Origin of the sequence: Mesorhizobium sp. M4A.F.Ca.ET.090.04.2.1, from assembly GCF_003999085.1 — a bacterium.
Taxonomy (GTDB): domain Bacteria; phylum Pseudomonadota; class Alphaproteobacteria; order Rhizobiales; family Rhizobiaceae; genus Mesorhizobium.
The window spans coordinates 1-14,896 of sequence record NZ_RZOT01000073.1 but is presented as its reverse complement, the minus strand read 5'-3'; the positions used below and the strand labels follow the sequence as shown (position 1 = coordinate 14,896).

The following is a 14,896-nucleotide window of genomic DNA, read 5'->3' as shown; positions in this document are numbered from 1 at the left end:
CCGCAAGGTCAAATCGGGCGAGGGCATCTGAGATGGTCGTCGGCATCGCGCACTACCTCACCGTATCGGCGATCCTGTTCACGCTCGGCGTGTTCGGCATCTTCCTGAACCGCAAGAACGTCATCGTCATCCTGATGTCGGTCGAGCTGATCCTGCTTGCGGTCAACATCAATTTCGTCGCCTTCTCGGCGGCGCTCGGCGATCTCGTCGGGCAGGTGTTCGCGCTGTTCGTGCTGACGGTCGCCGCGGCCGAGGCCGCGATCGGTCTTGCCATTCTCGTCGTCTTCTTCCGCAACCGCGGCTCGATCGCGGTCGAAGACGTCAACATGATGAAGGGTTGACGGGGCAGTCATGTATCAAGCAATCGTCTTCCTTCCGCTGCTCGGCTTCCTGATCGTCGGCCTGTTCGGCACGTCGCTCGGCGCCAAGGCGTCCGAATACATCACCTCCGGCTTCCTGGTGATTTCGGCCGTGCTGTCGTGGATCGCCTTCTTCTCGGTCGGCTTCGGCGAGGGCGAAGTGTTCACCGTGCCGGTGCTGCGCTGGATCCAGTCGGGCGGGCTCGACGCGTCCTGGGCGCTCAGGATCGACACGCTGACGGTGGTGATGCTGGTCGTCGTCAACACCGTGTCGGCGCTGGTCCACATCTACTCGATCGGCTACATGCATCACGATCCGAACCGGCCGCGCTTCTTTGCCTATCTGTCGCTGTTCACCTTCGCCATGCTGATGCTGGTGACGGCCGACAATCTGGTGCAGATGTTCTTCGGCTGGGAAGGTGTCGGTCTCGCCTCCTACCTGCTGATCGGCTTCTGGTACAAGAAGCCGTCGGCCAATGCCGCGGCAATCAAGGCCTTCATCGTCAACCGCGTCGGCGATTTCGGCTTCGCGCTGGGCATTTTCGGCGTGTTCGTGCTTTTCGGCTCGGTCAATCTCGGCACCATCTTCGCCAATGCGGCGAGCTTCGTTCCGACAGAGGGCGCCGAGCACGGCGCAACCGTGCTCACCTTCCTCGGCTATACGCTCGACAAGCACTCGGCGCTGACCGTCGTCTGCCTGCTGCTCTTCATGGGCGCGATGGGCAAGTCGGCGCAGGTGCCGCTGCACACCTGGCTGCCCGACGCCATGGAAGGCCCGACCCCGGTCTCGGCGCTGATCCATGCCGCCACCATGGTGACGGCGGGCGTGTTCATGCTGGCCAGGCTGTCGCCGCTGTTCGAGCTGTCGCATTCGGCGCTGACGGTCGTCACCTTCATCGGCGCCTTCACCGCCTTCTTCGCGGCCACTGTCGGCCTCGTCCAGAACGACATCAAGCGCGTCATCGCCTATTCGACCTGCTCGCAGCTTGGCTACATGTTCGTGGCGCTCGGCGTCGGCGCCTATGGCGCCGCGATCTTCCATTTGTTCACGCACGCCTTCTTCAAGGCGCTGCTGTTCCTCGGTTCGGGCTCGGTGATCCATGCCGTCTCCGACGAGCAGGACATGCGCAACATGGGTGGCCTCAGGACGCTCATTCCGAAGACCTACTGGATGATGGTGATCGGCACGCTGGCGCTGACCGGCGTCGGCATTCCGGTGACGGTCATCGGCACCGCCGGCTTCTTCTCCAAGGACGCCATCATCGAGAGTGCCTTTGCCAGCCACAATCTGTTTGCCGGCACCGCCTTCGTGCTGCTGGTTGTCGCCGCGGCCTTTACCTCCTTCTACTCCTGGCGGCTGATCTTCATGACTTTCCATGGCCAGCCGCGCGCCAGCCACGAGGTCATGCACCATGTCCATGAATCGCCGCCGGTGATGCTGGTGCCGCTGTTCATCCTGGCCGTGGGCGCGCTGTTTGCCGGCATCATCTTCCATGGCGCCTTCATCGGCGAGGGCTATGCCGAGTTCTGGAAGGCGTCGCTGTTCACACTGCCGGAAAACCACATCCTTCACGAGATCCACGAACTGCCGCTGTGGGTCGAACTGGCGCCGTTCATCGCCATGGTCATCGGCTTCGCGGTCGCCTGGAAGTTCTATATCCGCTCGCCGGAACTGCCCGCCAGCGTCGCCGCCAACCATCGCCTGCTCTACGCCTTCCTGCTCAACAAGTGGTACTTCGACGAGCTCTACGACGTCCTGTTCGTGCGGCCGGCGAAGCGCCTCGGCAGGTTCCTGTGGAAGACCGGCGACGGCGCCGTCATCGACGGGTTCGGGCCTGACGGGGTCTCGGCGCGCGTCGTCGACGTCACCAACCGGGTCGTCAAGCTGCAGACCGGCTACCTCTACCACTACGCCTTCGCCATGCTGATCGGCGTTGCCGCACTCGTCACCTGGATGATGCTCTGATGACCGCCTGGCCAATCCTCTCGCTGGTCACCTTCCTGCCGCTGGTTGGTGTGCTGCTCATCCTGTTCATCAATGATGACAGCGAAAACGCGCGCCGCAACATCCGCGCCATCGCGCTGTGGACGACGAGCATCACCTTCGTCATCTCGCTGTTCATCTGGAAGGGTTTTGACAATTCGCAGGCCGGCTTCCAGTTCGTCGAGAAGGTCGCCTGGCTGGATTCGGGCATTTCCTACCACATGGGTGTCGACGGCATATCGATGCTGTTCGTCATCCTCACCACCTTCCTGATGCCGCTCTGCATCCTGGCTTCGTGGGAAGCGATCGAGAAGCGGGTCAAGGCCTACATGATCGCCTTCCTGCTCCTGGAAACGCTGATGATCGGCGTGTTCTGCGCGCTCGACATCGTGCTGTTCTACGTCTTCTTCGAGGCCGGCCTGATCCCGATGTTCATCATCATCGGCGTCTGGGGCGGCAAGCGGCGCGTCTACGCCTCGTTCAAGTTCTTCCTCTATACGCTCGCCGGCTCGGTGCTGATGCTGCTCGCCGTCATGGCGATGTTCTACCAGTCGGGTACCACCGACATCACGACGCTGCTGACGCACAACTTCCCGGCCAACATGCAGACCTGGCTGTGGCTCGCCTTCTTCGCCTCCTTCGCGGTGAAGATGCCGATGTGGCCGGTGCACACCTGGCTGCCGGACGCGCACGTCGAGGCGCCGACGGCGGGCTCGGTGATCCTGGCCGCGATCCTCCTGAAGATGGGCGGATATGGCTTCCTGCGCTTCTCGCTGCCGATGTTCCCGCTGGCGTCGGAAATGTTCGCGCCGCTGGTGTTCACGCTGTCGGTCGTCGCCATCATCTACACCTCGCTGGTGGCGCTGATGCAGGAGGACATGAAGAAGCTGATCGCCTATTCGTCGGTCGCCCATATGGGCTTCGTCACCATGGGCATCTTCGCCATGAACCAGGAAGGCGTGCAGGGCGCGATCTTCCAGATGCTCAGCCACGGCCTCGTCTCCGGCGCGCTGTTCCTGTGCGTCGGCGTCATCTACGACCGCATGCACACGCGCGAGATCGATGCCTATGGCGGGCTGGTCAACAACATGCCGAAATACGCCACCGTGTTCATGGTCTTCACCATGGCCAATGTCGGCCTGCCTGGCACCAGCGGCTTCGTCGGCGAGTTCCTGACCATGCTGGGTGTGTTCCGGGTCAACACCTGGGTGGCGTTCTTCGCCGCCACCGGCGTCATCCTGTCGGCGGCCTACGCGCTCTGGCTCTATCGCCGCGTGATCTTCGGGTCGTTGACCAAGGACAGCCTGAAAGATCTGCTCGACCTCTCGGCGCGCGAGAAGGCGATCATCTATCCGCTGGTGGTGCTGGTCATCTTCTTCGGCGTCTACCCGGCGCCGGTCTTCGATGCGACGGCCGCCTCGGTCAAGGCGCTCGTCACTAACGTCACCGCATCCATCAATACCGCGCAGACCGCGGCGGCGAACTGACTGGGGATATCGCGAACCATGACGCCGGACCTTCTCTCCAGCCTTTCGCTCTCGACGCCGGAGCTTATCCTCGCCATCGGCGCGCTGGCGCTGTTGATGGTGGGCGCCTATTCGCGCACCGACAGCACGGCCACCGTCAACGGTCTTGCCGTCGCCATACTTGCGCTCGCCGGCTTCTGGGTGGTCTCTTCCAGCGGGCAGGGCACCGCCTACGGCAGCGCCTTCGTCCAGGATTCCTTCGCCCGCTTCATGAAGGTGCTGGCGCTGATCGGCTCGGCGGTGACGCTGGTCATGTCGATGCGCTTCGCCAGACAGGAGCATTTCGACAAGTTCGAATATCCGGTGCTGATCCTGCTGTGCACGCTCGGCATGTTGCTGATGATCTCGGCCAACGGCATGATCGGGCTCTATCTCGGCCTCGAGCTGCAGTCACTGGCGATCTACGTGCTCGCCGCGATCAACCGCGACAGCGTCCGTTCGACCGAAGCCGGCCTCAAATATTTCGTGCTCGGCGCGCTGTCGTCCGGCATGCTGCTCTACGGCATCTCGCTGATTTACGGCTACACCGGCAACACCGGCTTCCAGGAGATCGCGACCGCGCTCGGCAGTGGCGAGCGGCAGCTCGGCCTCGTCTTCGGCCTGGTCTTCGTGCTGGCCGGCCTTGCCTTCAAGATTTCGGCGGTGCCGTTCCACATGTGGACCCCGGACGTCTATGAGGGCGCGCCGACGCCGATCACCGCTTTCCTGGCCGCCGCCCCGAAAATGGCGGCGATGGCGCTGATCGTGCGCGTCACCATGGGCGCCTTCAAGCCGATCGCGTCGGACTGGCAGCAGATCATCGTCTTCATTTCGATCGCCTCGATGGCGCTTGGCGCCTTCGCGGCAATCGGCCAGACCAACATCAAGCGGCTGATGGCTTATTCCTCGATCGGTCACATGGGCTACGCGCTGGTCGGCCTCGCCGCCAACAGCCAGGCCGGCGTGCGCGGTGTCGCCATCTACATGCTGATCTATCTGGTGATGACGCTCGGCACCTTCGCCTTCATCCTCGCCATGCGGCGCAAGGAGGGCAATGTCGAGCAGATCAACGATCTCGCCGGCCTCGCCTCGACCAATCCGATCATGGCGACGATCCTCACTATCCTGATGTTCTCGCTGGCCGGCATTCCGCCGCTCGCCGGCTTCTGGGGGAAGTGGTACGTCTTCCTCGCCGCCATCAACGCCAACCTCTATGCGCTGGCGATCATCGGCGTGCTGGCCTCGGTGGTGGGCGCCTACTATTATCTGCGCATCATCAAGCTCATGTGGTTCGACGAACCGGTCGGCGGCTTCGTGCCGATGGCCAGCGAACTGCGCCTCGTGCTCGGCGTCAGCGGCGCCTTCGTGCTGTTCTACGTGCTGATCGGCGGGCCGATCGGCACCTATGCCGAAGCCGCGGCGAAGACCTTCTTCTGACGGCATGGCGTTTAGGTTGGCTCCAACCGCGGCGTCGGAAGGGTTCCGGCTCGAAGCCCATGACACGGTCGGCTCCACCAACGCGCTGGCGCTCGCCCATGCCCGGGCCGGCGATCTGGGCAAGCTGTGGGTCGTTTCCAAAAAGCAGGAAAGCGGGCGCGGCCGGCGCGGCCGGAGCTGGGCGACGCCGGAAGGCAATCTGGCGGCGACTTTGCTCATCGTCAGCGGTGGCGAATTGCGGCTCGCCGCGACGCTGGGCTTCGTCGCCGGGCTGGCACTTGCCGACGCGCTCGATGCCGTCGTGCCGCAAGGCAGGATCGCGATCGGCGTTGACGGTGCAAGCCAGGGCAAGAACCGCTTCGAGCTGAAATGGCCGAACGACGTGCTTGCCTCCGGCGCCAAGCTCGCCGGCATATTGCTGGAATCGGCGCTGCTCGAAGGCGATCGCTTCGCGGTGGCAGTCGGCATCGGCGTCAACGTGGTGGCATATCCGGAGAATTTGCCTTATCCGGCGACATCGCTGCGCGCGCTTGGCGCGAATTGCGATGCCGAAACCCTGTTTCTGGCGCTGTCGGATGCCTGGAACGAGAATGCCCGGCTGTGGGACGACGGGCGCGGGCTTGCCGCCGTCAGGCGGCGCTGGCTGGCGCGCGCCGCGGGGCTCGGCGGTGAGGTTGCTGTCAGGGTTGACGGTAATGTGGTGCGCGGGACGTTCGAGACCATTGACGAGGACTGCCGTTTCGTGATCCGCGACGATGAGGGATCTGTCGTGACGATCGCCGCCGGCGACGTGCATTTCGGCGCTGTCGCGTCGGCCCAAAGGTAACGGACTTGGCCTGACCGGCCAGGAAGGGAAGAAACATGGCGAAAGCGGAAAACGCCGAACTCGTCTTCGTGCCGCTTGGCGGCGTCGGCGAGATCGGCATGAACTTCGCCCTCTACGGCTACGGGCCGGCCGATGCGCGCGAGTGGATCGTCGTCGATGTCGGCGTCACCTTTCCGGATTCGGCGCATCCGGGCGTCGACCTGATCCTGCCCGACACGCGCTTCATCGAGGAGAACCTCGACAGTCTGCGCGGCATCGTCATCACTCACGCACATGAGGACCATTACGGCGCTCTGCTCGACATCTGGCCGAGGCTGAAGGCGCCGGCCTGGATGACGCCGTTCACCGCCGGCCTGCTGGAGGCCAAGCGGCAGGGCGAGCAGAATGCGCCGAAGGTGCCGGCGATGATCTACCGGGCCGGCGAGAAATTCACCATCGGTCCGTTCGAGATCGAGGCCATCCCGGTCGCCCACTCGATTCCCGAGCCGATGTCGCTGGCGATCACCACTCCGGCTGGCACCGTCATCCACACCGGCGACTGGAAGATCGATCCGGAGCCGACGATCGGGCCGAAGACCGACGAGGCGCGCTTCCGCGCCTATGGCGACAAGGGCGTGCTGGCGCTGGTCTGCGATTCGACCAATGCGCTGCGGGAAGGGGAATCGCCTTCGGAAGTGGCGGTCGGCGAGGGGCTGAAGGGCGTCATCCAGAGCGCCAAGGGCCGCGTCGCCGTCACCACCTTCTCCTCCAATGTCGGCCGCATCGTTTCCATCGCCAGGGCGGCGCGCGACGCCGGCCGCCAGTGTCTGGTGCTCGGCCGTTCGCTGAAGCGCGTCATCGATGTCGCCGGCGAGCTCGGCTACATGGACGGGCTGCCGGAGTTCATCGCCGAGGAGGATTACGGCTTCATCCCGCGCGAGAACCTGGTCATCATCTGCACCGGCAGCCAGGGCGAGCCGCTGGCGGCACTTGCCAAGCTGTCGCGCGACGAGATGAAATCGGTGTCGCTGACGGCCGGCGACACCGTGGTGTTTTCCTCGCGCACCATCCCCGGCAACGAGAAGGCGATCCTCGAGATCAAGAACCGGCTGATCGACCTCGGCATGAAGATCGTCGAGGACGGCGATGCGCTGGTGCACGTCTCCGGCCATCCGCGCCGCAGCGAATTGCGCAAGATGTATGAATGGGTGCGGCCGCAGATCGGCGTGCCGGTGCATGGCGAGGCGGCGCATCTGGTGGCGCAAGGGTCGCTGATGTCGATGTCCGGCATCGGCCAGGTGGCGCAGGTGCGCGACGGCGACATGCTGAGGCTCTATCCGGGCGCCGCGACCATTGTCGACCAGGTGCCGTTCGGCCGCGTCTACAAGGACGGCCGGCTGATCGGCACCGACCAGGCGATGGGCATCCGCGACCGGCGCAAGCTGTCCTTTGCCGGTCATGTCGCCGTCAATGTCGTGCTCGACGACAAATATGAGCTTGCCGGCGATCCCGACCTGGTGGCGATCGGCGTCGCCGAGGCGGACGCAAGCGGCGAGACGCTGGAGGACCTGATGCTCGATGCGGCAATCGGCGCCGTGGACTCGATCCCCCGTCAGCGCCGAAAAGACCTCGACCTGGTGCAGGAGGCGGTGCGCCGCGCGGTGCGCGGTGCCGCCAACGAAGCCTGGGGCAAGAAGCCGCTGGTGACGGTGTTCGTCACGCGGTGACGAACAAGGGAATAGGGGAGTACGGCAGTAGGGGAATAGGGAAGAATAAGCAGTCTGTATTTGTTCAGACTCGTTTCCCTACTCCCATACTGCCCTACTCCCTTACTCCCCTAAAGCGGAGCGCTTTATGCTCGGACGCCTGAACCATGTCGCGCTTGCCGTGCCGGATCTGGCCGCGGCAATGGCGGCCTATCGCGACACGCTCGGCGCGCGGCTGAGCGCGCCGCAGGCGCTGCCGGAACATGGCGTGACCGTGGTGTTCGTCGATGTCGGCAACACCAAGATCGAATTGCTGGAACCGTTGGGCGAGAACTCGCCGATCACAGCGTTCCTGGAGAAGAACCCCTCGGGCGGCATGCACCATGTGTGCTATGAGGTGGATGACATCGTGGCCGCGCGCGACCGGCTCAAGGCCAGCGGCGCGCGCGTGCTGGGTGACGGCAGCCCGAAGATCGGCGCGCATGGCAAGCCGGTGCTGTTCCTGCATCCCAAGGATTTCTTCGGCACGCTGGTCGAACTGGAGCAATCATGAGCTGGGTCTCGTTCATCGCGCTGTTCTTCGCCACCTGGTGGGTGGTGCTGTTTGCCGTCCTGCCGTTCAGCCTCAGAACCCAGGATGAGGACAAGGATGTGACACTGGGCACCGTTCCCAGCGCGCCGCGCGGACCGCATATGCTGCGTGCGGCGTTCCGGACGACGATCGCCACGCTGGTTCTTCTCGGCATCTTTTACGGCATCACGCGGGGGCTTGGCCTCGGCATCGACGACATCCCGCACATCGTGCCGGACTTCAACCAGACGCCGAAGAATTAACGACGCAGTCGACCCAAAGTCATCCCATTGCTTGCGACTCGCTTCAGCCGGAAATCCGATAGCCGGCTGTCGAACTCTCGTTGAGATGACGTTAGGTGAAGCAGTTTGGCAACCTGCCAGACTAAGCAGATGATTGCACAAAAAAAATGCAAGGCACGAGGCCTTGCAATTTAAACGCGTCCGATCTGTTTCCGGTGTCCGGCGGCAGCGAGTGACCGCGCCTAGATCGCATCCTCCCAAGACTTTGACCGCGTAGGAGAGCAGATTATTTTCCGCCCTCTCGGTTATCGGGGCACACTAGCCTAAGGCAGATGAAATTGTCACGAAGAATTTTGCCCGCAAACGGGCAATATCGTGCTGCACTGCACAATAGTACGGCAGGCCTTGCTTGTGAAACGATCAACCGGGCGGTTGCGGCACTTCGGGCGCTCGCTCGGGTTTCCAATCCGCCATGAAATGGCTATGAAGCCGGGGCAAGCAGCCCATGCCGCGCCGATTCCGGCGAGGCCATCCTCTCTCACGGACCAGTCCATGCGTTTGTCGCGCTATTTCCTGCCCATTCTCAAAGAAAATCCGCGCGAGGCCGAGATCGTCTCGCACCGGCTGATGCTGCGCGCCGGCATGATCCGCCAGCAGTGACAGGGCAGCTTCTCCTGGCTGCCGCTCGGCAAGCGGGTTCTGGACAAGGTTTGCCGGATCATCCGCGAGGAGCAGGACCGCGCCGGCGCCCTGGAGATCCTGATGCCGACCATCCAGTCGGCCGAGTTGTGGCGCGAAAGCGGCCGCTATGACGACTACGGCAAGGAGATGCTGCGCATCAAGGACCGGCAGGAGCGCGAGATGCTCTACGGGCCGACCAATGAGGAAATGGTCACCGAGATCTTCCGCGCTTATGTGAAGTCCTACAAGGACCTGCCGCTCAACCTCTACCACATCCAGTGGAAATTCCGCGACGAGGTGCGGCCGCGCTTCGGCGTTATGCGTTCTCGCGAATTCCTGATGAAGGACGCCTATTCCTTCGACCTCAACTACGAGGGCGCCAAGGCCGCCTACAACCGGATGTTCGTGTCCTATCTCAGGACGTTCACGCGCATGGGCCTGCAGGCGATCCCAATGCGCGCCGACACCGGGCCGATCGGCGGCGACCTAAGCCACGAGTTCGTCATCCTGGCCGACACCGGCGAGAGCCAGGTGTTCTGCCATCGAGACTATCTCTCGCTCGCCGTGCCGGGCGCGAACACCGACTTTTCCAACGACGCCGAGATCGCCGACATCGTCAAGACGTGGACGACCCCCTATGCCGCCACCGACGAGATGCATGACGAGGCGGCCTGGGACAAGGTCTCCGAGGGCGACAAAGTCTCGGCGCGCGGCATCGAGGTCGGCCATATCTTCCATTTCGGCGAGAAGTACTCCAAGCCGATGGGCGCCAAGGTGACCGGGCCCGACGGCAAGGATCATTTCGCTTCGGGCGGCTCCTACGGCATCGGTCCCTCGCGGCTGGTCGCGGCGATCATCGAGGCGAGCCATGACGACAACGGCATCATCTGGCCCGACGCGGTGGCGCCGTTCGACATCGGCCTGATCAACATGAAGGTGGGCGACGCCGAATGCGACCGCGTCTGCGACGAGCTCTATGCCGCACTCTCCGGCGCCGGCAAGGACGTGCTCTATGACGACACCGACCAGCGGCCGGGTGGCAAGTTCGCCACCGCCGACCTGATCGGCCTGCCCTGGCAGGTGATCGTCGGGCCGCGCGGCGTAGCCGCCGGTGAGATCGAGATCAAGAACCGCAGGACCGGCGAGCGCGAGACGCTGCCGATCGAAGCGGCGAAGAAGCGCCTCGGTATCGCCGCATGAGCCAGGCGGCCGCAGCCAAAGCCCCGGCCGTCAAAGCCCCAGCCGCCGGCGCCTTTTCGGTGTTCGAGCGCATGGTTGCCTGGCGCTACCTGCGCTCGCGGCGCAAGGAGACGGTGATCTCGGTCATCGCCTCGATCTCCTTCCTCGGCATCATGCTGGGGGTGGCCACGCTGATCGTCGTCATGGCGGTGATGAACGGGTTCCGCGCCGAGCTGTTGACCCGCATCCTCGGCGTCAACGGCCATCTGATCGCGCAGCCGCTCGATTCGCCGCTCGAGGACTATGCCCAGGTGGCGAGCCGCATCAACGGCGTGGCAGGCGTCAAATACGCGATTCCCCTGATCGACGGCCAGGTGCTGGCGCAAGGCAATGTCGGCGGCGGCACAGGCGCGCTGGTGCGCGGCATACGCGGCGAGGATCTCGGCAAGATCTCGATCGTCTCCGGCAACATCAAGCAGGGCACGCTGGACGGCTTCGACACCGGCGAGGGCGTGGCGATCGGCAAGCGCATGGCCGAGAATCTTGGCCTCGTGCTCGGCGACACCATCACGCTGATCTCGCCGGAAGGCGACGTGACGCCGCTTGGCACGACGCCGCGCATGAAGGGCTACAAGATCGCGGCGATCTTCGAGGTCGGCATGTCGGAGTATGACAGCTCGATCGTCTACATGCCGTTCTCGGAGGCGCAGCTCTATTTCAACATGGACGGGCGGGCGCAGACCATAGAGATCTATGTCGACAATCCCGACAATGTCGATGCGCTGAAGCCGCTCGTCGAGCAGGCGGCGCAGCGGCCGATCGACCTTGTCGACTGGCGCCAGCGCAACGAGACGTTCTTCTCGGCGCTGCAGGTCGAGCGCAACGTTATGTTCATGATCCTGACGCTGATCGTGCTGGTGGCGGCTCTGAACATCATTTCCGGCCTCGTGATGCTGGTGAAGGACAAGGGTCACGACATTGCCATCCTGCGCACGATGGGCGCCTCGCGTGGCGCCATCCTGCGTATCTTCCTGATGACGGGGGCGGCCATCGGCGTCACCGGCACTGTCGCCGGCGTGCTGCTCGGCGTCGTCATCTGCCTCAACATCGAATCGATCCGCCAGTTCTTCTCGTGGATGACGGGCAGGATCCTGTTCAATCCCGAGCTTTATTTCCTCAGCCAGCTGCCGGCGAAGATGGACCCGCGCGAGACGACCTATGTCGTCATCATGGCGCTGGTGCTCTCCTTCCTAGCGACTGTGTTTCCGGCATGGCGGGCCGCCCGCCTCGATCCGGTCGAAGCCTTGAGGTACGAGTGATGGCCGAGGCCATTATCGAGCTGAAGAGCGTCGAGCGGCACTATGTCCAGGGCCCGCGCAAGCTCACCATTCTTAACGGCGCCGACTTTTCGCTGCGGCGCGGCGAGATGGTGGCGCTGGTGGCGCCGTCCGGCACCGGCAAGTCGACGCTGCTGCACACGGCCGGGTTGCTTGAGCGGCCCGACGCCGGCGACGTGATTCTGAGCGGGCGCGCCTGCGGCCGGCTCTCCGACGAGGAACGCACGGCCATCCGCCGCAACGACGTCGGCTTCGTCTATCAGTTCCATCACCTGCTGCCGGAGTTTTCCGCGCTGGAAAACATCATGATGCCGCAGCTGATCAAGGGGCTGACGCGCAAGGAGGCGGCCGAGCGGGCGGCACAGCTGCTCGACTACATGCAGATCGGCAAGCGCGCGCATCATCGGCCGTCGGAGCTCTCGGGCGGTGAGCAGCAGCGCGTGGCAATCGCGCGCGCCGTCGCCAACGCGCCGCTGGTGCTTTTGGCCGACGAGCCGACCGGCAATCTCGACCCGGTCACCGCTTCCTATGTGTTCGAGGCGCTGGAGGCGCTGGTCAGGCAATCGGGCCTCGCGGCGCTGATCGCCACCCACAACCACGAGTTGGCATCGCGCATGGATCGGCGGGTGACGTTGGCCGAGGGCAAGGTCGTCCCCCTTTAGGTCACGGCGATATTCGGGTGAGGCCGGCCTGCGAAAGGCGGCTTCCTGCGCTTCCGGTGCTCACGTACTTCAAGTGCGCTCCGCTCCGGTTCTCGGAACCCACCATTCTCGACTCGGCCTGCCCCGAATCTCGGCGTGCACGGCGACCTGACTGCCAAGACTTTCTGTCCGCCGTGAACGCAAGACCGGCGCGCATTCGCCTGTCAACCTTTCCTTAACCCTGCCGGATTGAGGGCCCGAAATTTCCGGGCGGCGCCTTTTTGCGGTCGTTGACATTCGAACAAAATTAGAACAAATTACGAACATACTAACAACTGGAGAGAGTTATGTCGGACCTTGTTCAGGATGTTGTGTCGCTCGTTTGCATGAGCACGTTTCTGATTTCCATGGCGATCTGGATGGGCGCCATGTGAGGACCATGCCTTGCGGCCGGCTGTCGCAAGCGCTTCGACGTTAAGCTTTTCTTGTCCGCCAAGACGCTAGGTTGCACCGAAGACAGGGAGCAATACCGGTGTCGCCGATCGTGATGGCCATCCTCCTGGCCGGCAATCTCGGACTGATTTTTCTGCTGATGACCGTGCCGCTGGGTTTGCGTACGGTCACGGTGTCCCGGCTGGTGGCGGCGGACCGCCATCGGCTCTGGCAGGCGCTATGGCCGTTCGGCAGCGATGCCGGCTGGTCGGGCGAGATCGTTTCGACGCAGGCACTGGATGGGGAGGGCATGGCCCGGATCACCCTGTCCTGGGAGGGGCGCGATGGCCAGCCGATCGAACGCAGGGTCGCGCTTGAAAATGTCGTCGAGGCCAGCCGGTTCTCCATGCGCGTCCTCGACGATTCTTCGCTCGATGCCTCGTTCTGGGCAAACTATCGCGAAACCATCGAGCTCGCGGCCGAAGGCGGCGCGACCCGGGTGAGTCTCAGCCAGACCGATCGCTATCGCGGCGTCGCGTTCCTGATCTTCCGCTATTTCGCCATGCGTCGCGAGCTCGGCAAGCTGCAGCGCTGGGCGAGGACCGGAGAGTATCGCAAGGGCGGCTGGTTCGAGCATCCGCTGAGCCAGGTCGGATTCGCCGTGCTTTCGGCCTTCATCCTGTGGCCGTTCTTCGGCCTCAGCCTTGGCGGCCTGGCGCTGGCCGCGATCCTGACCTCGGTGGTCGCCCTGCACGAGCTCGGCCATATGGCGGCATTCCGGCTGATGGGACATAGCAGGGCGCGCATGATCTTCATCCCGCTGCTCGGCGGTATCGCCATCGGCGGCAGGCCCTACGACAGCCGCTTCGAGGTGGCCTTCGTGGCGCTGATGGGCGCCGGCTTCTCGGCCTTCCTGGTGCCCGTGCTGATTGCCGCCAGCGGGCTTGCCAGAGGCGAGGGGCATGGCGCAGTCGCCGCGCTGCTGGCGACGCTGGCAGGCTTTTCCGCGCTCTTCAACATCGCCAATCTGGTGCCGGTGTGGAAGTTCGACGGCGGCCAGGTGCTGCGCCAGATCTGCCCCGGACCGATCGCGCTGGCACTGGCTTCGTTCCTGCTGCTGTCAGCCCTGCTGGCGCTCGGCTGGCTGGCCGGCTTTTCGCCGGGCTTCCTGCTTGCGGCCGGCGTCGTGTTCCTGATCCTCAGCCTGCTCACCATGGGCAGCGCGGTGAAGCCGCGCCATGAGCTGAAGCCGATTCGCACCTTGGACCGTTTCGCCATGGCCGGCGCGCTACTCGCGGTCTTCGCCATCCACGGCTACGGGGTGCTGTGGGCGTCGGCGCAACTGGTCTGAGCCGAATTCGGCATAGGCTTCAGCCGGCCTTGCGGATCGCCTCGACGGCTGAAGCGGCGGCGGGGCCGAACGCATGTTCGAAAGCGGATTTCAGCGCCAGGTCAAGGTCGGCCATGGTCACCGGCAGGCCGAGGTCGACCAGGCTGGTCACGCCATGGTCCTCGACGCCACAGGGCACGATGCCGGTGAAGTGTCCGAGTTCCGGCTCGACATTGATGGCGATGCCATGAAAGCTCACCCAGCGCCTCAGCCTGATGCCTATTGCCGCGATCTTGTCCTCGGCCGGCGTGCCGTCGGCAAGCGCAGGGCGGTCCGGCCGCACCACCCAGACGCCGACCCTGTCCTCGCGCCGCTCACCGCGCACGTTGAAGGCGGCGAGCGTCGCGATGATCCACTCTTCGAGCGCGGCAACGAAAGCGCGCACATCCTCGCGTCGGCGCTTGAGGTCGAGCATAACATACGCGACCCGCTGGCCAGGACCGTGATAGGTGTATTCGCCGCCGCGGCCGGCCGAAAAGACCGGAAACCGGTCGGGCTCGATCAGGTCCTCGATGCGGGCGCTGGTGCCGGCCGTGTAGAGCGGCGGATGCTCGACCAGCCAGACCATCTCGCCGGCGGCACCGCTGCGGATCGCCTCGGCGCGCGCCTCCATGAAGGCGATCGCCT

Annotated in this window: 12 protein-coding genes and 1 pseudogene; 12 read left to right on the top strand and 1 reads right to left on the bottom strand. The window is 64.2% G+C overall.

Features of this window, described 5'->3' with window-relative positions; all coding sequences use genetic code 11:
• Positions 1-32 precede the first annotated feature (32 nt).
• From nuoK to EN781_RS07930, 12 genes and pseudogenes are all read left to right on the top strand, one after another.
• The gene (gene nuoK / locus EN781_RS07985; RefSeq protein WP_019858930.1) at positions 33-341 is read left to right on the top strand and encodes an NADH-quinone oxidoreductase subunit NuoK; all 309 of its coding nucleotides are present in this window, start codon (positions 33-35) and stop codon (positions 339-341) included.
• 10 nt (positions 342-351) lie between these two features.
• On the top strand, positions 352-2,325 hold the full coding sequence (gene nuoL / locus EN781_RS07980; protein WP_126054029.1) for an NADH-quinone oxidoreductase subunit L: 1,974 nt from the start codon (positions 352-354) through the stop codon (positions 2,323-2,325).
• Complete coding sequence (locus EN781_RS07975; protein WP_126054030.1) at positions 2,325-3,830, top strand: NADH-quinone oxidoreductase subunit M; 1,506 nt, start codon at positions 2,325-2,327, stop codon at positions 3,828-3,830. Before nuoL ends, EN781_RS07975 begins: the two co-directional genes overlap by 1 nt.
• 18 nt (positions 3,831-3,848) lie before the next feature.
• Entirely contained in the window at positions 3,849-5,285 is a 1,437-nt protein-coding gene (nuoN, locus tag EN781_RS07970; RefSeq protein WP_126054031.1) for an NADH-quinone oxidoreductase subunit NuoN, read from the top strand.
• Positions 5,286-5,289: 4 nt separating this feature from the next.
• Complete coding sequence (locus EN781_RS07965; protein ID WP_126054032.1) at positions 5,290-6,111, top strand: biotin--[acetyl-CoA-carboxylase] ligase; 822 nt, start codon at positions 5,290-5,292, stop codon at positions 6,109-6,111.
• Between the two features lie 35 nt (positions 6,112-6,146).
• Positions 6,147-7,817 carry a ribonuclease J gene (locus EN781_RS07960; RefSeq protein WP_126054033.1) on the top strand — a complete coding sequence of 557 codons (1,671 nt, stop codon included), beginning with the start codon at positions 6,147-6,149 and terminating at the stop codon, positions 7,815-7,817.
• Positions 7,818-7,944: 127 nt separating this feature from the next.
• Positions 7,945-8,349 carry a methylmalonyl-CoA epimerase gene (gene mce / locus EN781_RS07955; protein ID WP_126054034.1) on the top strand — a complete coding sequence of 135 codons (405 nt, stop codon included), beginning with the start codon at positions 7,945-7,947 and terminating at the stop codon, positions 8,347-8,349.
• A complete protein-coding gene (locus EN781_RS07950; protein ID WP_126054035.1) occupies positions 8,346-8,630 on the top strand; it encodes a DUF1467 family protein in 285 nt (94 codons plus the stop codon). The genes mce and EN781_RS07950 overlap by 4 nt, the downstream gene beginning before the upstream one ends.
• A gap of 531 nt (positions 8,631-9,161) precedes the next feature.
• Positions 9,162-10,490: pseudogene (gene proS, locus EN781_RS07945) on the top strand (proline--tRNA ligase).
• Entirely contained in the window at positions 10,487-11,788 is a 1,302-nt protein-coding gene (locus EN781_RS07940) for a lipoprotein-releasing ABC transporter permease subunit (protein WP_126054037.1), read from the top strand. The pseudogene proS and the gene EN781_RS07940 overlap by 4 nt, the downstream one beginning before the upstream one ends.
• Positions 11,785-12,468, top strand: a complete 684-nt coding sequence (locus EN781_RS07935; RefSeq protein WP_189347389.1) for an ABC transporter ATP-binding protein — start codon at positions 11,785-11,787, stop codon at positions 12,466-12,468. The genes EN781_RS07940 and EN781_RS07935 overlap by 4 nt, the downstream gene beginning before the upstream one ends.
• Positions 12,469-12,979: 511 nt before the next feature.
• A complete protein-coding gene (locus tag EN781_RS07930) occupies positions 12,980-14,230 on the top strand; it encodes a site-2 protease family protein (RefSeq protein WP_126054039.1) in 1,251 nt (416 codons plus the stop codon).
• A gap of 19 nt (positions 14,231-14,249) precedes the next feature.
• Here EN781_RS07930 and lipB read toward each other — a convergent pair.
• Positions 14,250-14,896, bottom strand: a 647-nt coding sequence (lipB, locus tag EN781_RS07925) for a lipoyl(octanoyl) transferase LipB (protein ID WP_127399895.1), incomplete at its 5' end; no start/stop codon positions are given.